At 37.8% G+C, this 26,145-nt stretch carries 3 protein-coding genes; all 3 read right to left on the reverse strand.

Annotated elements, in window-relative coordinates; translation table 11 throughout:
• Nucleotides 1-28 precede the first annotated feature (28 nt).
• Complete coding sequence (locus FN817_RS17135; RefSeq protein WP_142719006.1) at nt 29-7,735, reverse strand: amino acid adenylation domain-containing protein; 7,707 nt, start codon at nt 7,733-7,735, stop codon at nt 29-31.
• Nucleotides 7,736-7,829: 94 nt separating this feature from the next.
• Nucleotides 7,830-20,291: a non-ribosomal peptide synthetase/type I polyketide synthase gene (locus FN817_RS17140; RefSeq protein WP_142719007.1), complete on the reverse strand. Its 12,462-nt coding sequence runs from the start codon at nt 20,289-20,291 to the stop codon at nt 7,830-7,832.
• A complete protein-coding gene (locus FN817_RS17145) occupies nt 20,291-25,810 on the reverse strand; it encodes an SDR family NAD(P)-dependent oxidoreductase (RefSeq protein WP_142719008.1) in 5,520 nt (1,839 codons plus the stop codon). The genes FN817_RS17140 and FN817_RS17145 overlap by 1 nt, the downstream gene beginning before the upstream one ends.
• Between the last annotated feature and the right edge of the window lie 335 nt (nt 25,811-26,145).

The following is a 26,145-nucleotide window of genomic DNA, read 5'->3' on the forward strand; positions in this document are numbered from 1 at the left end:
AATGGTTTAACTGGTTTTGTAATACTTATTAAAGATTAAACATGGCCTCCATAAAGGCAGTACTTTCATTCTTTGCTACTAATTCAATTTCTGAAAGTTTCAATCCAGTATTTTGTATTAGTTTATCGGTCAGCACAATCAAATCATCCTGCATTTTTGAAATGGTGTCTATTTCAAATAGGTCTGTATTATAATTAGTAATCAAACTGATTAATCCGGCATTATTAACGAAGTTGAAAGTGAGATCATTTTTACTAAAAGCATGATTAATCTGAAACTCTTTTACCTTCAATCCTCCAAGTACCTCTGAATTTGCTTCCACTTCCTGATTATACAATTGCATCCAAACATCAGTAATTGGTGAACGATTTGGCATATATTCAAGCTTAAGATCTTCTACCAAACTTTCAAATGGATAAAGTTGATGGATCTCAGCATCAAGAACTGTTTTCTTTATGGATTGGAAATAATCTGCAATAGACTGGTTCGGGTCAAGATTTGATCTCAACGCCAGGCTATTCACATAAAAACCGATTTGAGCATCTAAATCACTATGCACACGTCCTGATATTGGTGAACCGATAATAATATCTTCCTGACCGGTATACTTATGCAACAGAACTTTAATCACCCCTAACAAAGTCATGTATATACTCAAACTATGCTGTTTTGAAAAAGATTGAAGTTGCTCGCTTAACGCTTCACCAAAATCAATAGCTGTAGTGCTTCCGTTATAGGTTTTAACTTCAGGTCGAGGATTATCCGTCAATAAATTTAATATTTGGATTTCACCTGCAAACTGATTGCACCAATAATTTTTTAGGGTTTTCAAATTGATGCCGCTTAACAAGTTGCGGTGCCAAACTGCATAATCTTTATACTGCATAGTTAAAGCAGGTAACGGATTTTGCAACCCATTGATGCCAGCATGATAGAGTTTCATCAGTTCTGTCAGAAACACATTTGACGACCATCCATCTGAAACAATATGGTGCATGGTTAGCACAAACACTTGATTTTCATCAGTAAGCCGTAATAAACTAGCTTTAATAAGCGGTCCCTTCTCCAGATCGAAAATGGCGGTTGATTCTTCATCAACCATTAGTTGAACTAATTCTGTAGAGGCATGCTTATCTCTTAAATCCTTATAGGTGATACTAAACTCCTTACTATCAACATCATGAATAATTTGACGGGGCTCACCCTGATGTACTATAAAAGTGGTCCGGAGACTTTCATGGCGGTTAATTACCTCTTTGTATGCTTTTTCGAAATTAGGCAAGGATAATCTCCCATCCATTTCAAAAGCATCGGTAATATTATAAGCCGCTAAACCTTCCTGCATCTGATCTTGGATCCACAAACGGTTTTGTGCCACCGATAAAGGATAATAATCTGCATCAGCAATCTGTTCTATTTTTTCATAAACTGTTTTCTCTTTAGCATCAATTACATATGCTAAATCAAATAAAACCGGATTCATAAAAAGATCTCGTAGTTGTATCGATATACCAAACTCTTTGTGAACTTGTGTAATTACCTGGGTAGCTTTTAACGAATGTCCACCCATTTCAAAGAAATGGTCATCTTTTCCAATAGTCTCTATTTTTAAAATCCGTTCCCAGATGGTGGCCAGTTTTTTCTGCGTTTCAGTTACCGGAGCACTGAATCCTTTCTGATTTCTCAAATCATTAATATCCGGATTTGGTAAAGCTTTATGATTTATTTTACCGTTAGGAGTAAGCGGCAGTTCGTCTAAAATTAGAAAAAATGAAGGCAACATGTATTCAGGGAGCCTCTTTTTAATGCTTTCCTTTATGTTGGCAATAGCTTCTACATTATTAAGTGAGCAATAAGCAATTAAGCGGTTATGTCCATCCTGATCTGGTTTTGCCAGCACAGCAACCGATTTTATTGCTGGATGCTGTAGCAAAATATTTTCAATTTCACCTAATTCAATACGATATCCCCTAATTTTAATCTGGTTATCATTACGTCCATAAAATGCAACATTCCCATCGGGCAGCCAGCAGGCTCTGTCACCGGTTTTATAAACTTTTTGAGAATGAATAACTTCCGGCAATTTAATAAAACGCTCTTCATTTAGTTCATTCCTATTCAAATAACCGTTTGAAACTCCCGCTCCGCCAATGTACAACTCACCAATTACGCCTACCGGGACAAGTTTCTTATTGTTATTTAGGATGAAATAACTGGTATTGTGCATAGGTTTTCCAATAGGAACATTACCTTCTTTTGGCAGCAACCCTAAAGATGATTCGAAGTAAGAAGAATCAATAGTGGTTTCTGTAGTACCATAACTATTGATGATCCGCATATGGCCACTGAAAGAATTCAGTAACCATTTAAAGTCTTCAATTAAACAGGTATCAGAACCCAAAATCAGGAGCTTCATGAAAGATATATCCAGATTATTTTCCTGAATATAGCGCATTAAAGGAAGTATAATGCCTGGCGTTGTTTCCAGGATATTGATTTGATGCTCGTGGATTATTTCATATAACGCAATCGGATCACCTCTGAAATCGCCGGGACAGATCACCATTTTCCCACCATTTAATAAACAACGACAAAAATCTCCTATAAAAACATCGAAGGAAATACTTGCCAGCTGCAATAAATTAGGGCTAAACTCATGCAATTTATATCCATCACGCCAAGAATTAGCAATATTGCTCAGGTTACGATGATTCACTATAACACCTTTCGGGTTTCCGGTAGAACCAGAAGTAAAGATGATATATGCTGGATTATCCGGATGGATTTGATTGGTTAAATTACCACTTATACAATCGGCTACTTCATTCTGAACCGCATACAGATCAATCACTTTTACAGAAACTGATAAATTACTAACCGTTTCTGCAGAATCAGTTATCAAAATATGAGCACCACTTTCTTGTATTAAATATTCAATACGATCTAGCGGGTATTCCGTATCAATAGGCACATATGCCGCTCCCATTTTTAGCACCGCTAAAACACTAACCAACATTTTTTCGGAACGGTTCATCAATAATCCTATCCGTAAATCGGGAGATAATAAAAGCTGAGCACTTAGATAATGAGCCAGCCGATTTGACTGTTCGTTAAGCTCTGCATACGTTATTAATTTGCTTCCGAATGATACCGCAATAGTATCCGGGTATTTTTCAACCTGGTCGTAGAACATATCTACAATTGTTTTCTCGGTATCATAAGATGTGATGGTATCGTTAAAATCTTCCAGAAGCTGTTTTACTTCTGCAGATGATAAAATATCAATCTCATTTAATGGAGCTTTAGTGTTTTGAAGAATTTCGCTTAGCATTTTTTGATAATGTCTCAACATTCTTTCCATCCGCGAAGGCTTGAACAAATCGGTGTTGTATTCAATACTAACCTTGATTCCGTCTTTCATTTCCTGAAAATCGAAAGAAAGATCAAACTTGCTAATGGTAGATGGAATGGTAAATTCTGAAACCTGAATGTCTTTAAATTTTTCGAACTGTTTAGCCGCTGTATCTGGGTTAGAAAGTGAAACCATCACGTCAAACAAGGCAGAACGGCTTAGGTCCGTTTCCAAATTCAGGTCATCTACCAATCGATCGAACGGATATATCTGATGCTCTTGTGCTTTCAGCATGTTTTCCTTAACACCCCGCACCAGCATTTCAAATGATTCTGTAGCGTTAAAACGGGATCGTACCGGCAATGTATTTACATAAAACCCGATTTGGTTATCCAGATCTGGATGCTCCCGACCTGCAACTGGAGTACCAATCACAATATCTTCCTGATCGGTGTAGTGATAAAGCAGTGCATTAATCGATGATAGCAGGGTAATGAACAATGTAGTAGATTGCTCCTTGCTAAACTGAACTAATCTTTCACTAAAAGTTCTGTCTAATAAAAGGTTCACCTGAGCGCCATTGTAGGTTTGGATAGCAGGGCGAGAATAGTCTCCCGGAAATTCTAAAATCGGAATTTCATCTTTAAATATTCCCCACCAGTAAGCTTGTGCCTGCTTAACTTCTTCATCCTGAAGTTTCTGATTTTGCCAAGACGCAAAATCTTTGTACTGAATGGTTAATGCCGGTAATGGGTTTTCTTCATCGCGACTAAAAGCATGGTAAAGTGTTAAAACTTCTTCAATGAGTACACCAATCGACCATCCATCAGAAATAATATGGTGCATGTTAAATACAAACACGTATTTCTCAGGTTCCAGTTGTAGTAAATGCGCCCGTAAAAGTGGACCTTTTTCTAAATTGAACGGTGTATCAGCCTCAGCTTCTACAAATTTTTGTGCTTTTTCTCTTTTGTTCGGGGCAGTTTGAAAATCGATATTTCTAACCTCAAAAGAAAGTTCGCCAGGTGCATGTATTTGTTGTTTAGGCTCCCCATTAACCGTGATAAACGTAGTACGTAAACTTTCATGTCGCTCGGTTACCTTTACAAAAGCTTTGCTAAATGCTTGTGCATTAAGTTTACCTTCAATAATACACGCCGCTGGAACATTGTAAGCAACCTGATCATTTTCTAATTGATCTAAGATCCAAAGGCGACGTTGCGAATGCGAAAGATCATAATAAGGCTGGCTGGCTAATACCGGAATAGGTGCAAATTTAACCACACCATTTTCATGAAGAAAAGCGGCAAGTTTTTCTATAGTAGAATAAATGAAAACATCCTGCAGCTTGATTTTAATATCCAGCTTTTTTGATAACTGGGTAACCAGGTTGATCGCTTTTAAGCTATGCCCTCCTATTGTAAAAAAATCATCGTAAACACCAATATTTTCATATTCTAAAATTTCTTCCCAAATCACTGCCAAACTTTTTTCCAGTTTGGTACGTGGGGCAGTATGTTTGCTTTCTGTTTTCAGTAGCGTCGGATCTGGCAAGGCTTTTTTGTCAACTTTTCCGTTCGCAGTAAGAGGGAATTTATCCAAACTAACAAAATATGAAGGAACCATATAATCCGGAAGAGTTTCCAATAAAGCCATCCGTAATTCTACTGTATCTATTTTATCTTGAGATACAAAATAAGCAGCCAGTTCCAATCCATAATCTTCTGATCGTCGTGGTATGATTAACACATGATCAATACCGGAAAGGGATTGTATAACCTTTTGAATTTCTTCCAATTCTACCCGGTAGCCACGTATTTTCACCTGATCATCTCTTCTTCCCCTGAACAGAATGGTTCCGTCAGGCATCCATCTTGCAATATCTCCAGTTTTGTACATCTTTTGCCCTTGTGTAAAGGGATCAGCGAGAAATTTTTCGGATGTGAGATCTTCCCTTTTTAAATATCCAGCAGCCAAACCTTTACCCGAAATCATGATTTCTCCATCTATTCCCGGAGCAACCAACGAACCATGTTCATCAACTATATAAATTGAATTATTGCTAATTGGGTTGCCGATAACCGGACACATAGCATATTCAGCCATTTGTGTATTGTCAATCTTATAAGCAATGGTACCAATTGTTGATTCGGTAGGTCCATAGTGATTAACAAGGTTTATTTCAGGTTTTATCTCAATTATTTTCTCCAGATCTTTCGGACGAATCGGTTCTCCCCCTAACAGTATTAAACGTAAATTGCTTTTAGCCAAATTATTACACTGTATAGAAGCCGTTAGAGTATGGAATAGCGAGGGAGTAGTTTTTATAAAGGTGATTGTATTTTCGGTAAGGTAATCAATCAGTGAGTCAGGATTCTTAACCATTTCATCATCAACCAGGTGCAGCGAGCCACCATTCAGTAGCGTTCCCCAGATACTGGTATATCCCAGATCGAATGCATAAGATCCCAGCAAAATAGAACTATCTGTTGCGTTGATATTAAACGAATCTGTAAACCAGGATACATAATTCAATAAAGCTTTATCCTGAATAATTGTTCCTTTTGGATTACCCGTTGTACCCGAAGTGTAGATGACGTATAAAATATCTTCGGCTGTTCTTTGGTGTAAAGTTGCTTTTGTAGTTATGAATTCAGAAATACTATCAATAGCTAAAGTCGGAATTTGAAGTAAAGCTGTTCGTTCTTCAAAAGCCGTTTCACTTAACAATATCGTAACGGCGCTGTCTTTTAGTATAAAATTGATGCGTTCTTCCGGGTTAGCCGGATCGATCGGTACAAAACCACCACCCGATTTAATAACTGCCATTAAAGCGATCATCAGGTTTTCGTTCTTACCGAACATCACACCCACTAAGTCTCCTGCCTTAATGCCGTAAACTTCTTTCAGATACAGCCCCAACTGGGTTGCTTTTTGATCAAGCTGCTGATAACTAAGCTGATTTTCTCTGGCAACAACCGCCACATGAGCAGGGAAAGTTGTTACTACATGGTCAAAAAGCTGACATACCGTATCAAAAGAGTGCTGTGGTTCAGAAGTTTGATTGAACTCTTTAAGGAGTTTTGTTTTATATAAATCACTCAGCAAACTCACCTGAAGTATGGGCTTAACAGGCTCAGAGATAAACTTGTTTAAAATATTTTCAAATGCATCTGCCAGAAATAAAACCGTTTCCTTTCTAAAAGCATTTGCATTGTATTGCAGCTCTACGGAGATGGTTTCGTTTACTTGCTTACAAACCAGTTTGAGTTTGATATTCTCAGTAAATGAGACTGCCTGGATTACGGCAAAATGTTGTGATTTAAGGATGGCGGTGGAACTAGTTTCAGCGTATTCGAAACTATAAGGGATGGTGTAGGACTTATTAGGTTTAGTTTCGCCTTTGAAAAAAACATGATGTTCAAAAGCTTCTTTGTTATTGCTTATGGTTTCTATTTCCTGTTTTGTCTGCCTAAGCACATCCTTAAAAAGCCAGGTTTTGTCCCACTCCAAGTGAAATGGCAGGGTTCTACAACAACAACCGCAAAGAGATTGTAATTCCTCATATTCCCTGAAAGAATGTACATAGCCCGAAATAAAATCGGTAGTTTCAAGCTGGCGCCATAAAAGCAAATTCCAGCAGGCAAACAAAATTTCTTCGGATGAATAATCAGGGAAATTCTTCTTCAGTAAAGCCAAAGAGTTATTTTTAATATCCAATACATGGCTAGCGGATACAAACTCTTTTTTTGAATCAATATCCTGATCAAAAGTTAAAAATTGGTTTAAACCACTTATTTTTTTGTTGCGCCAATACTTCAAGCTCTCCTGAGTTTCCTCTTCTTCCAAAAGTTGATTTTGCCACTCTGCGAACTGTAAATAGCTTAGTGCTTCCTCCTTCTTAACTTCGGCACCGTTTTCATAGAATCTGAAAATCTTTTCTGCAATAATTTCTAACGTTCGTAAATCGGCAGTAATAGCGGGCAGCGTAATACTAACTAAAAGTTGCTTAATTTGCAGCCTTACTAACTTTACCCAAATAAGAGGTCCTTCGGATATATTAATCTCTCTATTAATTTCATCCGACAATAGTCCGCTAATAGCTTCATCACTTGAAATTACTTCCGGATGATCCAGAAATTCAATCAAAGTTTTATTCCCGGGTATTTGCAAAGCATTAGACGGTTCTGTAATTTGATGATAGGTGGTTTTAAAAATAATATCACTATCAAAAAAGCTGGTAATTGCGTTTTTTAATTTATCGGTATCAATGTTTTCATCGCATGTAAAAGCCAATTGTGAATTCAGTTTTTCGGTATGGTTATACACCGTTAAAAAACGGCTTTGTTGTGGTGAAATGCGGTAACCTGATAATGTATTCATGATTTGATGATTTATTTAAATGCTTTAGTAGCCTCATCCCAACCCTTCCTTTCCGAGGGAGTTCTCTGGGCCGGAAGAAAGGGCTTATGGTTTTTTACTTTAGGCTTATTGATTGGATATTTTTTAGTTTATGAAGAGATTTTGCTTGTTTCTCTTTTTGCTGATCAACCGTTTTCTGATTCATTATTATTTCCAAATGGCTAATGGTTTTATCAGGATTTTCAATAATATTTTTCAGCAAGTCCAGATAACTGCTAACCATTTTTTCGATGGTAGACCGCTTAAATAGATCCAGCCTGTATTCTAAGCTTCCTATAAGTGTTGTTCCATCACGGGTTAGCCGGAAATCTGTTTCGTATTTAGCTCCAAGACTAGGCAGATTTATATTTGAAATGGTTAAAGGAGAATTACCACTGTTTAATTTGGCATTGAGTTCTGTAATGCTACTTGCAAAATCATTGAATACGAAACGCCCTTGAAACAGAGGAGTTATTCCGGAGTGTCTTTGAGGTTTTAATTCTCTTAACAGCACATCAATTGGAAGTAATGCATGAAACATATCATCCTTGAAACCGGCATCAAGCTGCTGAAGCTGTTGGTTAAAGGTTAATGTATTATCTATTTCTGTCTGCACAGGTATTACATTAACGAAATAACCAACCAATCCCTGAAGTTCATAATTTGTTCTTCCGGCTACAGAAGTACCTAAAATAAATTTAGACTCTCTCGTAAGCAGATGTAGCAGGATATTGTATGATGTGAGCAAAACAACAAATAAGGTGGTATTATTAGCTTTACCCAGCTGTGTTAATTGAGAAGTAAGCTGTTCGTCAATGAGAAATTCAAACGTTTCTCCCTTTGCAGATGGAATCAATGGTCTTTCAAAATCAAACGGTAAATTTAATACAGGCTGCTTATCTCCTAATCTATTTTTCCAGTAATTAACCAATTTCTGCAGATTTTCTCCCTGTAAATTAGTATGCTGCCAGGCAGCATAATCTTTGTACTGGATAGCAAGAGGTTGTAAAGCGAGCGGTGTATTGTTGCTAAAAGCATCGTAAGCAGCAAGCAGTTCCGAAAGTATCACATCCATTGACCATCCATCAGAAATAATATGATGCATATTCATGAAAATGATATATTCCGAATCATTAACCCGTAATAAGCGGGAACGAATAAGCTGATCTTTTTCCAGGTCGAAAGCCGTTTTGGCGTCCTCTTCTATAATTTTCAAGGCAGCTCCTACTGGATTTTCCTCCAGTCTTACATCCAAAATTTGAACCTGCAACGGATATTCTTCCGGATTGTGAATTAACTGCCGGGGCTCACCATCTATTAATACAAAATTAGTTCGCAGGCTTTCATGCCTTTTTACCACTTCTTTGAATGCATCACAAAAAGCATTTTCATGAAGGTTTCCGGTGATGAGGTATGCTCCGGCAATATTGTACGCCGACTGTTCCTGTTCAAATTGTAAAGCAGTCCAAAGGCTTTTCTGACTGTAAGATAAATCATACGAATCCTGGTAAGGAATAAGATTAATCTGGTTCGTGACACTACTACTTTCAGCAATTTCAATCTGCAATGCCAATTTGTGCAATACCGGATACTGATAAATGATTCTTAATTCAATTTGAGCCTGGAATTCTCTGTGAATACCCTCTAACAAGCGCATTACTTTTAAGCTGTGACCACCCAATTCGAAAAAATCATCATGGGGACTATTTACGTTGACACTCAGAATCTCTTCCCAAAGTCCAGCTAGCTTTTTTTCTGTTTTAGTTTCAAAAACAGATAGCTGATCCTGATTGATATTCTTCAATAATACCGGTTTAGGCAATGCCCTTAGATCGGTCTTACCGTTCGCAGTAAGAGGTATTGTATCTAACTGGATAAAATGAGCCGGAACCATGTATAAAGGTAGCCCTTGAGATAAAAACGTTTTCAACGCTGTACCATCCAGTGAATTGGAAGACGTAAAATAGGCCAGAATCTGATCTTGTAACCCTTCACAATGGTCTACGGTAACTACTGCTTTTTCGATAAGAGGATGGCTCAGCAGCGTATTTTCTATTTCACCCACTTCAATACGATACCCCCGGATCTTTACCTGAGAATCTTTTCGTCCCATAAAAGCAACGGTACCATCTTCCAACCAACGTCCTACATCTCCTGTTTTATATAGCTTTTCGCCTGGCACAAACGGATGATCGATAAATTTTTCGGCCGTTAAATCAGAGTTATTTAGATAGCCACGGGCTAATCCATCTCCTCCAACGCAAATCTCACCTTTAATACCAACTGGACATAAATTGCTGGTTTCATTTAATATATAAACCGTGCTATTGGCAACAGGTTTACCTAGCGGGATATCACATTCATAGAACCGATCAATATGATGACATATGGAAAATGTAGTGTTTTCAGTTGGACCGTACCCATTGATAATTTTTAAATCAGGGAAAGCCGTTTTTACCTTATTAATGTGTTTTGGTGACAATTTATCTCCACCTACCAGTAAATATTTAAGCTTACCAAAAACTGATAAATCAATATCAGCCAATTGATTAAACCAGGAGGATGTGAACCAAACTATATTGATTTGGTTTTCGTGCAAGCTCTTTTTCAGCAAAGGAGTATCAATGAGGCTCAAATGTGGTATCAAATAGATGCGGCCACCATTCAACAACATTCCCCAAATTTCAAAGGTAGTTGCATCAAAGGTTAAAGCCCCGGTCTGCAAAAGCCTGTCGCCTTCTTTAAAATCATAATAATTAGTGTTTTTTACCAGACGAACCACGTTTCGGTGTTTTATCATCACCCCTTTTGGCTGCCCTGTTGAGCCAGAAGTATACATGATATAAGCAAGATCTTCCGGACCGTTTTGGTTCAGATTATTTTCTGTATTGCATTCTGCTATTTCTGCAGTCTTTTCCTGTAAATTCAGTAATTGGATGGTTTCAACATTCAATTGTTTAGACAATTCTTCGCTTTCTGTAATGATCACAAGCATTTCAGTATCTTCCAGAATGTATTGTAATCGACTAACAGGATCAGCCGGATCTAAGGGTACATATGTTCCACCAGATTTTAAGATGGCCAACAATGCCACAATCATGTTTGAACTGCGGGCTAACAACACTCCAAATTTTGTATCAGGCAGAACAGTATAATGGTTGCTGATATAATTTGCTAACTGGTTGGCTTTTAAATTTAATTCATGGTAAGTGAGCGTTTCACCTTCAAAATCAAGCGCGATGGCTTGAGGTGTTTTCTGAACCTGTTCTTCAAAAAGAGCAACTATCGTGGTGTTTTTAGGATAATCTGTATCCGTATCTGTCAACGTATTCAGCAGGTTATTTTTTTCTTCTGTACTTAATATATCCAGCTGATTAATGGCCAGATCGGTTTCGTTTACTATCGCTGAGATCAAATTACTAAAATGGATCAGCATGCGCTCCATTTTTTCAAGACGGTATAAATCTGTATTATACTCTATACTCAATGAAAGTCCTTCTGATTTTTTTCTAAATTCAAATGAAAAATCGTACTTACTAATGCGGGATGGTAAATTGAATGATTCATTCTCCTCTTCCAATAAAGAAACCAGTACGTCAAATAATGTTGAACGGCTTCTATCTGGTGTAAGAGATAAATTTTCAACCAAATCTTCCATTGGGTAAGCCTGATATTCCTGCGCGTCAAGCATCAATTGCTTCACTTTTTGCAGTAAAATATTAAACCTTTCCTTACCGCTAAAACGGGTTCTGATGGGCAGTGTATTTACAAAAAATCCCACCTGATGCATTAAATCAGGATGCTCCCGTCCGGAGACAGGTATACCAACAATGAGGTCTTCCTGACCAGTGTATATATATAAAAGTCCATTAACACATGCTAATAAGGCAGTGAATAAAGTGGTTTTGTTTGCTTTGCAGTAAGTTTCAAATGAATCAGTTAATGATTTGTTCAGCTGCAGATAAACTGTATTTCCATTATAGGTTTTTATAGCGGGACGGGCAAAATCCGTTGGAAAATCCAGTATCGGCAATTCATCGGAAAACTGATTAAGCCAATATTCTTTATGTTTTTCTGTTTCCGTAGCCAGAAAATGGTTCTGCCAGGTTGCAAAATCTTTATACTGAAGTTTTAATACCGGTAAATTGTGCGGAACTCCTGTAGTCTTAGAACGATATAATTGCATTACATCATTCATCAGGACTTTAACTGACCAGCCATCAGAAATAATATGATGCATGTTCAGATAAATAGCAAATTTATCGGCACCCAATTTGATTAATTTTATTCTCATCAACGGTCCCCTGGCAAGATTAAAGGCTGTATTAATATCCTTTTCAACCAGAATCATCATATTTTGTTGTGGATTTCGCATCGCAGAAAAATCGATATCTTCCAAACTAACAGGAAAGGATGCTACTTCTACTATTTGCTGACGAGGTTCGCCATTAACCAAAATAAACTGGGTTCTCAAGCTTTCATGGCGTTTAACAAGTTCCTCGAACGCATACTGAAGAGCTGATTTATCCAACTCAATATTCCACATAAAAACACCTGGCATATTATAAGCGACCTGATTATTTTCCATCTGATCAACCATCCATAAGCGCTTTTGCCCTTGCGATACCGGATAATGATCTTGTAAATTCACTAAAGGAATTTCCTGAACATTTAACACATTGTGTGACTGGATTACTTGGGCGAGGCTTTGAATAGTGTTATTGGTATACACCGTCTTATAATCCAGCCGTATTCCCAGCACCTGATAAATCTGAAAAATCAATTCACTGGCTTTTAGCGAATGTCCGCCTATGTTGAAGAAATCATCCAGCATACTAATTTTGGAAACACCTAAAACCTGTTGCCAAATATTTAATAATTTTTCCTCTACTTCATTTGCAGGTACCACAAAGGCAATATTTTGGGAATCCGTAGTTTCAATTACTTTTAGAGCATGCCTGTCAATTTTTCCGTTAGGGTTTAAAGGCATTTGCTCCAAATAATTGAAGTAAGTCGGCACCATATATCCCGGAAGCAAAGATTCAAGGAAGGTTTTTATCTCATGTATTTCAGCCGGAACTTTTAACGTATAAAAAGCTGTTAGAAATTCAGCACCTGATACCATTTTTACAATAACTACCGCTTTTTTAACTGCTTCATGCTTTTCTATTGCCGCTTCAATTTCGCCCAGTTCAATCCGGTATCCTCTTATTTTTACCTGATAATCATTTCTGCCATCGAACGCAATATTACCATCAGCCATCCATCGCCCTAAATCACCGGTGCGATACAGCTTCTGCCCGGGTTCAAAAGGATTATCAATAAAACATAAGGAGGTTAGTTGGTCCTTATTCAAATAACCTTTGGCTAATCCTTCGCCAGATAAATAAATTTGTCCCTGAACATTTATGGGTACCAGATTTAAATCCGGATCTAAAATGTAAGCTTTTGTATTCGCTATGGGTTTCCCGATAGGTACAATTTCTTCTGTACCCTTAAGCCTATAAAAGGAACTGTAAGTGGTATCTTCTGATGGACCATATAAATTTCTGATTTCTATTTTTTTAGCATCTAATCCTTGCAATAGATTAGCAGAAAATACTTCGCCGGCAAGGTTCAATACGGTAACCTGATCTAAATTTATTTTTTCTTTGATAAGTGATTCGCATACTGAAGGGACAATATTCAAGAGTACGCGCTCATCCTGGCCAACAAAATCTTTAATTTCTAGCCCCGACTGAAGCATTCGGATGGTTTTTCCGATGGTTAACGGAAAAATTAATTCAAATACCGAAAGGTCAAAACAAATAGAAGAAGCTGCGTAAACCACCTCAAAACTGCTTTGTACAAACTCATCCATTGCCCAGTACAAAAAGGCTACTGCATTTCTATGCCGGATAGCAACCCCTTTTGGTTCTCCGGTAGAGCCGGAGGTATAAATAACATAACAAAGATCTTCAGCAGTATTAATTATTTCAGGGTTGGAATTCGAATAGGTATTTATTTCGTCAAGTGTTTTTTCGTTCCATATTAAAACTTGACTTGTAATATCAACGGCAGCATCAGATAAGGATTGATCCATCACAATCATCTTCATCCCACTATCTTGTATAATATAATTGATGCGTTCTTTTGGGTATGCCGGATCAAGCGGTACATATGCTGCTCCAGATTTAATAATACCCAGCAAGACAATCAACATTTGCTCTGAACGGTTCATAAAAACACCGACCAAATTCCCAGGAGCAATTGCATGTGTCTGGCGTAAATAATGCGCCAATTTATTGGCACTACTGTTTATCGCAGCGTAAGACCATTCTTGCGTATTAATTATCAGTGCAATTTTTTCTGCAGAGAGTGAAACCTGATCCTGTATTAAATCTTGTATTAATCTATATTTAGGATAATCTTTTAAAGTATTATTAAAATCAACAAGCAACTGTTGTTTATCTTGCAGCGATAAGATGTTTATATGAGATATTTTAGTACTGGTATCAGCACTGATTGACGCTAATATATTTTCGTAATACCTAATGAAACTGATGATAGTAGTTTCATTAAACAAATCGGTATTGTAATCACACTCCAGAATGTAATCACCTTGGTCTTCTGTGATATCAAACATCAGCTCAAAGGCGGTATATTCAATTTTTTTAGGAAGCAGATTCGTTTCTAATCCTGTGAAAACAGGCAAAACCACGTTACCTGGATTTAAATTAAATAAGGTACTTACTATCGGTGAACGGCTTATATCCTGTTCTACTTTTAGTCTGGTAACCAATTCTGTCAGCGCAAAATCCTGATTTTCGAAACCATTTAAAAGTTGTTTGCGGATAGATTTTAAAAAATCCAAAAGGGAATCATCGGGTTGAATCTTTGTTCTTATCGGAAGCACATCGGTGCAATAACCAATAATAGCCGCTTCTGTTTCGATATCCCTGATTGCCACTGGTATTCCTACCACAATATCCTGTTGCTGGCTAAGTTTTGACAACAATAAGCTGTAAGCTCCAAATAAGATCATGAATGGTGTAAAACCATTTTCCTTACCAACAGTAGCAACTTTTCTGGTGATCTCTGGATTCAAACGAACGGAAATAGTGTTTCCGTTATAGGTTTTTATTACTGGCCTTTTTTTATCAATAGGAAGCTGAAGAGCAGTTAAGGGTTTACAATATTGGTCCAGCCAATAAGCAGTTTGTTCTGCTAACGAAGACGATTTTTTAAACTGTTCCCTTTTTAAAAGATACTCCTCAAATTGAGTAGGTTTATTTAAATGTAGTGGAGCTCCATTTGAAAGTTTGGTATAAATCTCCCCTAATTCTGATGAAAGTACCCCTACTGACCAGCCATCATATACACTATGATGAACCGTTACCGATAAAATATACTGATTCTCATCGGTTTTCAATAAACCAGCCTGTAATAAAGGGCCGTTTATTAAATCAAATGGAGTCTGGCTCATTTTCCTCCGCCATTCGTTAACCCTGGCTTCTTTTTCGTCAATATGTATGGAAGAAAAGTCCTGCTCTAAAAAATCCACTTTCAAGGATTCATGAACCAATTGAGCATCTCCCCGTTCACTAAAAGTGGTTCTTAATGCTTCATGTCTGTCTACAATTATTTGCAGTGATTTCCGAAGAAGTTCTGCATTTACCGAACCATAAAGATGAAGTGCAACGGGTACATTATAAGCTACCGAGCCGGCCGGGTCCATTTGTGCCAGCACCCATAACTGTCGCTGTGCTTCTGAAATGATTTTTTTTCTTGGTTTTACTGGTCTCCGGTGTCCATCAGATTCCGGAAAGAAACCACCATCAATCATTTCATAGATAACCTCTTTAATTTTAGCTATGATGAAATCCACATCTTCATCTGTATGGGCTGCAGATAAAAAATTAATTCTTCGTTCCCAGGTAAAAACTCCCTTTTCTATTAATGCAAAATAGAAAATATCCATCTCGATGGGTTGCAATAAAGGGTTATATTTTCCAAATGGTTCAAATCGGAACAAGGAGCCGAAATTGACCACCTTTACAGTGATATTCAGTTCTTGAAAAAAGGCATTGATCTCAGTTGCTAAACGATCTGTTTTTTGATTAACCGCTTCCTGTAAAGCCGGGCCAGCCTCTTTCATTCGCAATAAAACCGCTTTGGCAGCCGCTAATGCTAACGGATGTTTACAGAATGTACCTCCAAAAAGAGTCATTTGTGTTGCCGGATAAGATTCATCACCATACTGCCACCAGCCACCATCAACCGCATCCAGATATTTTGCTTTAGCCGCAATAACACCAATCGGCATACCACCTCCTAAGATTTTTCCATAGGTAGTAATATCCGCTTGGATACCCAAAACTGCCTGAACACCACCTGGATGAATCCGGAAACCGGTAATAATTTCATCCAGAATGAGGGCAACATTTTTCTGGGCAGTAATTTCGCGGAGTTTAATTAAAAATTCTTTTGGAAAATGACCAGGTCGGCGGCTTTGTACTGGTTCAACCAACACTGCAGCCAATTCATCTGCATGTTCTTCAATATATTTTAAGGAATCATCGCTGCCGTAATTCAATGGAACGATATCATCAATCATCCCCTGAGTAGTTCCCGGTGCCGCCGGATTTGAAAAAATTAACGCTCCATTTTGGGTTGATTCTGCCAGATAACCATCAAAAGTACCATGGTAGAACCCTTTAAAAATGACAATCTTATTTTTTTTGGAAACTGTACGCGCAATACGCATTGAAGCCATCACTGCCTCTGTTCCGGTATTTGAAAAAGCAATGCGCTCATGCCCGGTAACTTCTTTGATCAGTTCTGCAACTTCCCCGACAATATCAGATTGAATAGCCAGTTCAAAACCTTTATCAATCTGTGCATATACTGCTTCCTTGATGAAATCTGGGCTATTTCCGAAAAAATTCGCACCAAATCCGATAGCCAGGTCGATGTATTCGTTACCATTTTTATCCCAAAATTTTGAACCGGATGACCGGACAGATACTATCTGATAGATCATTTCCTTGATCGCTAGCCTGAATCCAAGCGAATTGATCCAGTCTGCAAGTACGCCGCGATATTGCTGGGTATATTTTTTAGATTCAGAAGTTTTTTGATTATAGCGTACAATTAAATCAGCTAAAAATTGTGATTGATCTGGGGTAAGTTCCCGATCTTCTGTTAAGCGAATTGCATTAAATTTACTGGTCGCATCAGCCGCTGACTCTTCGGGTTTATTTTCGGGTGATTGTACCGCTTGAACCAGGTTAACAGGCTGAAAGGATTGAATTTGCTCAACTGGAAGTCGTTCCGATGTCTGCAGAACCTGCAGCTGGGCATTTATTGTTTGCTGTAAAACATCCATTTGTTTTATCATCAAGCTTTGCAAACTGCTATCCTGAGAAGTTGAAGGCAGTAAATTTTGAGTATTTACTGAAGGGTGGATTGTTTCAGGATGTATGGTTTGATCTTTTGCTAAAATTGGTTCGGCAACGTCCATATTTTCTTCTATGTATTCTGCAAGGTTTGCCAAGTTAGAAAGCTCCCCAAAAAGCTGACTAATTTTTAGTTTTACATGATAAGTTGTTTCTATCTTTTTTAAAGCCTCTACCAAAACAATTGAATCTGCACCCATTTTTACAAAGTCCATTTGTTCATCCAATTTGGTAGGGTCTTCATGAAGAATCTCAGCGAGAATTTTCTTTAATTCAGGTAAAATATCTGACTTATGCAAACTATTTTTACTCGTACCATTTAATTCTGGCCTATTCATTAGCGGGGTATTGGAAACCATTTGAAAAGTTTGATTAATTTGTTTTTTAGCAAGCCAATAGCTTTGCTTTTGAAAAGGATAATTCGGTAAGGTTACCTTAGCATACTGATAAGGTTTGTAGAATGCCGTCCAATTAATTGGATAGCCACTTATATAAATTCTTGCCAAAGCCTGATTGACGCACTGCCAGTCATTTTTTTTAGGATGTAAGGCCGATAACCACAACGTATCTGCAGCAGTTGTATAATCTTTAATCATTGCCAGCAGCGAAGGTGTTGGACCGATTTCAATATTAATGCTGGTTTTTTCTTTTTCTAAGGTTTGAATGCCTTTGTAAAACGCAACAGGAGCCAAAATATGATTGCACCAATATTCTGGATCAGCCATTGTTTCATCGGCTATTTGTCCCGTCAGATTAGAGATTACTTTAAGTTTAGGAGACTGAAAGTTTATTCTTTTTATAAATTGCCTAAACTCTGCCATAATAGGCTTCAATAATGGGGAATGAAATGCATGGGAAACCTGCAGTTTTTTAGTACGTATTCCTGCTTTTTGATAATTTTCCACAATTCCATCTATTACATGTTCATCACCGGAAATTACGATTAAACCAGGACCATTTACCGCAGCAATAGAAACCTTATCTTCAAACCCGGAAATAGATTTCATTACCTCAGATTCCGACGCAAAAATGGCCGCCATCGCACCGCCTGCAGGTAATTTCTGCATCAGTCGACCCCTTTCTGCAATTATTTTTAATCCCTCTTCCAGCGTAAAGACTCCGGCCAGACAAGCAGCTACATATTCTCCAACACTGTGCCCTATTAAAACCGAGGGAATTACTCCCCATGATTTCCATAGTTCGGCAAGCGCGTATTCTAAGGCAAATAAGGCAGGTTGTGTATAAGCAGTCTGATCGAGAAATGCGGCATTTTCCGGCAAATAAAGAATATCCGTAAGGGATTTGCCTAAATAGGGTTCCAGCATTAATGAACACTGATCCAGTATTGATTTAAAAACCGGCTGTGTTTCATACAGCTCTTTACCCATGTCCGGATATTGAGCCCCTTGACCAGTAAACAAAAAAGCAATTTTATGGTGTTTATTTTTATCAACCTTTGCCTTTATAATGTTAAAATTATCTTTTTCACCAAGTGCTGTAATTAGTTCTTCTGTTGACCCTGCAGGGATACTGAAGCAGTAATCAAAATGAGTTCTGGAAGCATTAGCCGTAAAACAAATATTTCCCAGATGTAAATCTTTATTCTTCTTTAAGTAATTATGATATTTTAAAACCTGCTGCTCCAAACCTTCTTCAGTTTTAGCTGATAGCGTTAACAAGTGCTGAACAGGTTGTTCAGGGATCCTGGTATTTTCCTGAGACACATATTCCTCCAATATTACATGTGCATTGGTGCCGCTAAAACCAAATGCACTTACACCAGCAACTCTTTTCTTTTCTCCGTTTTTCCATTTCAATAAGGATGATGGAATCATAACCGGAAGCTCAGTCCAGGAAATTTTCGTATTTGGTGTAGTTAAATGAAGCCCAGCCGGAATTTCTTTATGATGAAGTGCCATCACCGTTTTTATTACACCGGCAACGCCGGCACAAGCTTCCGTATGCCCAATATTAGTTTTTAATGCTCCTAAAATTAACGGGCGATCTCCCGGACGGTCTTTTCCATAAACGTTGGCAAGTGCATTTACTTCAATCGGGTCGCCCAGAGGAGTACCCGTACCATGAGTTTCAATATAATCTATCTCCGAAGGCTCCATTCTGGCAGAAGCTAAAGCTTTTTTCAAAAGCTTTTCCTGTGCTTTACCGTTGGGTACGGTTAATCCACCACTAGCACCATCCTGATTTACCGCAGAACCTTTTATCAAACCTAAAATGGTATCGTTAGCTGCTAAAGCATCTGAATATTTTTTTAATACAATAACTGCACAACCTTCTCCTCTTACAATTCCATTTGCCTTATCATCAAAAGTTTTACAACGCCCATCGGCAGAAAGCATATTCATCCTTGACATACCAATGGATGAGGTTGGAGAAATCAAAAGGCTTACACCTCCGGCAATTGCCATGCTACTATCACCGCTTCGTAAACTCTGACAAGCCTGATGAATCGATACCAAGGATGAGGAGCAAGCCGTATCAATAGCCATACTAGGTCCTTCAAGTCCTAAAACATACGAAATTCTACCTGCCGCAACGTTTAATGCATTACCGGTATTGAAGTAGGCATCCACCAGTTCCGGTTGCTGATCATCTAAGCTGTTTTGTGCGTAATCGTTTGTAGTAATTCCGATGAAAACTCCTGTTTCAGTTCCCCGGATTTGCGCTAACGTTTTTCCGGCATTTTCTAATGCTTCCCAGGTAACCTCGAGCAATAAACGCTGTTGCGGATCAATAGCCTGAGCCTCACGGGCAGAAATTCCGAAGAAATGAGCATCAAACTGATCAATGCCATCCAAGAAGCTTCCATACTTAGAATAAATTTTACCAGGAGTTTCGGGATTTGAATCAAAATAATCTTTAGCAGACCACCGGTTTGAAGGTACTTCCGTTACACAATCAATTCCATCTTTTATTAACTCCCAAAAATCCTCAGGCGTATTTCCACCCTGAGGGAAACGACATCCCATGCCAATAATGGCAATAGGTTCGTGTCTTTCGTTCTCTTTATCTTTAAGTTTAACTTCTAAATTATTAATAGCCAGCACCGCTCGGCGCATCAAATTCTGATTATTGGAGCTCATTATAGAAATCTGTTGATTTGTTCGTTTAATAAATTTTCTAATTCCTCATTTGAAAGGTCATCTATAGCTATACTTTGTATATCAGTAGATTTAAAGGACTTATCAGCTGGTTCAAGTTCAATACTTGCCGGAAAATAATCCGACAGTTTATCGACAATAAAGAAATCAACTAGATTTTGTATGCTTGGATAATCAAATACAACCGTTTGATTCAGCTTTACTTGAAGGTCTTTCTCTAATTTTTCTTTGATATTTACGGCGGATATTGAATCCATTCCCATATCAAAGAGACCTTGATCCACATTGGGATATTCCCCTTTTTTATATCCTAATATCCTACCTATTACCTCACGAACATAGTGTAGTAGCACATACGGGCGATCTGGCATTGACGTTTTTTCAAGGATCAATAAGAAATCAGATTTTTGGAACTCTGTTTCTATTTTCTCAATTGATACTTCCTCATCAAAAACGGGTCTGGTAGTATGAAATTGATAAATCTGCTGAAACTTTTCCCAATTAACTTTGGCTATAATCTTTTGAGAAGAACTACCTCCGATAAGTTTAGATAAAATGGCAAAAAGCGATTCCGGGTGAATTTCTCCTACACCTATCTTTTTAAATACATCAACATTTTCGGTGGCCATTCCTCCACCGAAAACCGGACCAAGATTCACCGTTAGTGAAGGGAGTCCCAAGTTTTTTCGGTAATAGGCAAGACTATCTAAAAACTGATTGGCAGCGGCATAATGTGACTGCTCTTTACCTCCCCAAATGGATGTAATGGATGAAAAGCAAACAAAGAAATCCAAATCAGCAACCTGAGTGGATTTGTGTAAAAACCAGGCACCTTTAATTTTAGGCTCTAAGGTTTCATCCAGTAGATTGCTATCCAAGTCATTTATCAGGTTGTAGTTTGAAATACCTGCCGCATGAAATACACCTTTTAAATTAAAATCACTTTTTTGAACTTCATTTACCAGGTCTTGTATTTGTTCTGCGTTTCCTAAATCGAGTTGTACAATGGAAATGTTAGCGCCCATTTTTTCCAGTTCCAGAAGTTCCTGACTTTTTATTACCAGATCAGGATGTTTTCGGGTGCTGAGTATTAATTGGCCGGCACCGTTTAATGCCAACCATTTTGCCATTTTTAAACCCAAATATCCTAATCCGCCAGTAATGAGGTAAGATCCGGTTTCCGTTAGCTGAAACGGCTTTTTATTTTGTTCAGGAGCTTTGGCTAAACGAAAGATATTCCGTTGATCATTACGAAGAACAACAAAATCTTCTGTACGGTTATATAAAACTTCCTGTGTAATTTGATTGATAATAACTGCAGGCTCCTGATTTCCGATATCCATGATGCCACACCAGAATTTTGGATATTCTAAGGGTACCGATTTCGCAAACCCCCAAAATGGTGACTGGAACAATCCGGAAATATTTATATTATCCGGGAATAATGCATTTTTAGTGAGGAGCCAAAGTGCAGGCTCAGTATCAAAATGAATATTGTTTATTTTTTTAACCGTATCCAGAAATTGGTAATACGGACTAAATGAAATATCATCCAGACCATCCAATGTGTTTTCTAAAGACCATAGGTAAATAAATCCCATCCACGGAAGTGTGATAGATTCTGTAATTTCTTGTAAAAGAATATCCAATCGTGATTCGTCTGCTTTAAAAATTTTGAAAGCAAAATGCCCCTGATCTTTTAGTTGCTGGGCCAATTCAGCACCAATTCCGTCTGTATCTGAAAAAATTAACCATGAACCTTTTTTATCGTTCGTAGGCACATGATCGAAGGGTTTTTCAATCCAGTTTATTTCGTACAAATGTTCATCCAGGTTATCAACTTCTTCTTCATCACTTACAGCTAACCAAGAAATAGTTTCGTTTGCATTTACCCAATAGCGCTGACGTTGAAATGGATAGCCTGGTATCGTAACTTTATGACATCCGGAATTGTTAAATATATCCTTCCAATTTTCACCTAACGCTTTCTCTTCTATCTCAATACCTTCTACAATTAACGCTAATTTCTCAGAAGCTTCTTCTTTACAGGAAGCAGTGATATGCAAGGTTTCTGTAAATGCAGTACGACCGAAAGCAGCAGTATAGCAGATATCTTTAAAAGCTTTATCCGTTTTATTTAAAAACTGCTGATAACTTAATGTTAACTCTTCTAGAGCTTTCTTATTTTTAGCAGATAAAACCAGTGGATAAACCTGATCATCATTCACTGAAAGAACCGGCTCTTGGTAAACTGCTCCTTCTTCCAGGATAACGTGTGCATTCGTACCTCCAAAGCCAAAAGCACTTACACCAGCAATTCTACTCCCTTCTTTGATAATCCATGGCGTATGTTCTGTTGGAATTCTAAGCACACTTTGGTTCCCGTTCTGGATATAAGGATTTATCTTGTTGAAATTTAAATGCTTCGGTATTTCTTTATTTTGAAGTGATAAAACAGTTTTTATCAATCCTGCCATGCCGGCAGCAGCTTCCAGATGACCGATATTAGTTTTTACAGAACCTATCCAGCAAGGCTCATTCTGTGTACGGTTTTTTTGTAAAATTTCATCTAAAACCTGATACTCAATCGGATCACCCAGCGGTGTTCCGGTTCCGTGGGTTTCCATATAAGAAACTGACAAAGGCTGCACATTAGCCGCAGTCATTGCTTTTTGGATAACCGCTTTTTGAGCCCTGCCGTTTGGAGCAGTTAAACCGTTACTTTTGCCATCCTGGTTTAGTGCACTTCCGCGAATAACTGCATGAATGGTATTTTGATCTTTAATCGCATCAGACAGTCTTTTCAGGATCACAATTGCACCTCCCTCTCCTCTCGAATAACCATTTGCCTGCTGGTCAAAAGTTTTGCATTTCCCATCCTCAGCCAGCATATTAGCCTCTGAAAAAATAACATTCAAAGCAGGACTTATCATAAGGTTAACACCACCAACCAGAGCTGTATCGCTTTCTCCCATTCGCAATTGCTGGCAAGCCTGGTGCAAAGCCACAAGGGATGAAGAGCACGCTGTATCCACCGCCATACTTGCACCGCAGAGATTAAAAAAATATGACAAGCGGTTGGCCAAAATACTTAAAGCATTACCTGTACCCGAATAGGCATTTAATTCTGCCAGATCATTTACCGTCAGACTTACATATTCGTTACCACTTGCACCAATGTATACAGCAGTATTTGTATTTGATAATTCATTTTGTGGAATACCTGCATGTTCCATTGCCTCCCAGGCCAGCTCTAACAAAAGGCGCTGCTGAGGATCCATTTCTGTGGCTTCTTTGGGCGAGATACCAAAAAAAGATGCATCAAACAGATCAATATCTTTTAGGTAATTGCCAAGTGTAACGGTTTTATTTTTGTTACTGGAAGTTAAACCTTCTACCACAGTCTTATTCCAGCGGGAACTTTCTATTTCAGAAAGACTATTTTTTCCGTATTTAAGCAAGTGCCAATATTCATCCAGATTGGTAGCTCCGGGAAATCGGCAAGCCATACCAATAATTGCTATAGGCTCGTTTACTGATTTCGGTTGATTGTTGTTTTCCTGATCAAGTTCCACATCTAAATCAATAAGATATTGAGTGAGGGTTCTGATATTCGGAAAACTCCAGGCTACCGTAGTACTTACGGTTTTACCCGTTTTTTCTTCAATAGCACGGGCCAATTCAACAGCCATTAACGACGTTACCCCTTGTTCTGCGAAGGTCGTGTCCAGATCTATATCATTCAGCGAAACATTCATCCGGTTGGAAAGCCAGCTACACAGCCATGCTTCCAAATCAACTGAACTGATTGAAAGTGTTTTAGGCCCTTGAGCTGCAGGCAATGTACATGTAAAGGCTCCGGCAATGAAATCATCTGCCAGTAACACGCGCTGGATTTTTCCGCTGGTGGTTTTAGGTATTTTTTTGATAGGTACCACCCAGCTAACCTCTATTCCTGCTTTGGCGGCGATGTGTCTTTTAAGCTTAGCCGCTAACGGTAAAAAATCTTCTGCTTTTTTTCTGGAAAGGACAAATAAAACCAGTTTTTCAAGACCTGATTTCTCATCCGGAATACCGCAAGCTACAACTTTACCAGCTTCAATTTCATCCAAATCCTGTGCTATTCTTTCAATATCATGTGGGTAAACATTCTGTCCGACAAGAAAAATAAGCTCTTTCATTCGTCCTGTGATATACAGACAGCCGTTATATATAAACCCCAGATCGCCGGTATTGAGCCAACCGTTACCAGTAATTACTTTATTTGAAGCTTCTTGATTATTGTAATAACCAGAAGTTACATTAGCACCTTTAATATTAATGAATCCAATATATCCATCTTCAAGCGCACTGTGAGATTCATCTGTTATTAAAACCGAACAATGCTTTATGGGTGTACCACAGTTTACCAATTCAACAGCATATTCGTCTTCTATTGTTATTTCTTGTGCTTTTTCACCGGGACCTAATTTTCTATGGTCAAATTTTAAGGAAGAAAACCGAACAGCAGGATTTGGAAATGTTACAGCGAGAGAAGCTTCTGCTAACCCATAAACCGTAAACATGACACTTTCTTTTAAGTTATAATGCTCTAGTTTATTTAAAAAACCACGACAAATATTAGCTGAGATCGGTTCAGCTCCATTAAAAATTAATCTCAAAGAAGACAGATCTACATCATGGAAATTATTTTCGTTAAATTGATTGAGAAAATGCTGATAGCCGAAATTGGGAGAAGAGGTAATGGTAATATTATGTTCTGATGCTTTCTTCATCCAAAGAGTCGGATTCCTAATAAATAACTCAGTAGGCATCAGGTATAAATCAGCTCCGAGAGCCAAAGGAACCAGGTGAAACCCGATCAAACCCATATCATGAGTAAGGGGCATCCAGCTCAATAATTTATCCTCTGATACAATTTCAGCACCTATTACTATGCCTTCAATATTTGCCAATAAATTACCATGGGTCAATTTAACCCCTTTCGGATCACCAGTTGAACCAGAGGAAAACTGGATGAAAGCTATATCATCTGAACTGGCAGCATATATTTCACCAGCACCAATCGCTTCTTTTAACTCCTCTAATAATACAATTTTTAAACTGACTTCAGATTCTGCAAACTTTTTAGATAATTTAACCACATTGCTTTCGGTGCTAACCAAGTGCGGATTACTTAATGTTTTCCAGATTCTGGATAATTTTTCAATACCTTCTTCATGGTGAATTACCGAAAGAGGTACTGGAATAAAACCACCTAAGATACAAGCCCAATAGGTAACGATAAAATCTTTGAGATTATCAATTTGGAATACAAGCTCAGTTCCCGGGATAAATCCCGAATCCTGTAAAAACTTTAAACTACTTAGTGCCCTTTCATAAAGAGCATGATAAGAAAGAAATTCTTCTTGGTCGCTCCCTAAAACAAAGGTGATTCCTTTATTTGTTAATGTGTTTAATGCTATTAAATATTCACTTATTGATCTGAACTTACTATTCATTAGGTTGTGAATTAAATCAGTTAATTGTGCAAATATATCCCGCTCAAATACATAATTATATTACGAATTTGTTATGGTTTCATTAAGTATGTACTATAATTTCACTAAGTATTAAGATAAAAATTCGTTTAGGTATTTAATTATGCTGGATATTACAAAATACTTCTAACGAGAATTAACGAACAATCTAAACTTAATATCTAATTAATAACCAGAGCTTTTTTGTTGCAAATTATTAACATTGATGATATTATTTAATCTACCAATCGAATACCATATTTACCTTTCTTTCTGCTCTTTCCAGCTCCTATGATGAATATTTAGATAAGTTTCTT

Source organism: Chryseobacterium rhizoplanae, assembly GCF_900182655.1.
Classification (GTDB): Bacteria; Bacteroidota; Bacteroidia; order Flavobacteriales; family Weeksellaceae; genus Chryseobacterium; species Chryseobacterium rhizoplanae.

Coding starts and splice junctions, on each gene's coding strand:
- FN817_RS17145 (WP_142719008.1), bottom strand. CDS start 25,810: ATGAATAGTAAGTTCAGATCAATAAGTGAATATTTAATAGCATTAAAC.
- FN817_RS17140 (WP_142719007.1), bottom strand. CDS start 20,291: ATGAGCTCCAATAATCAGAATTTGATGCGCCGAGCGGTGCTGGCTATT.
- FN817_RS17135 (WP_142719006.1), bottom strand. CDS start 7,735: ATGAATACATTATCAGGTTACCGCATTTCACCACAACAAAGCCGTTTT.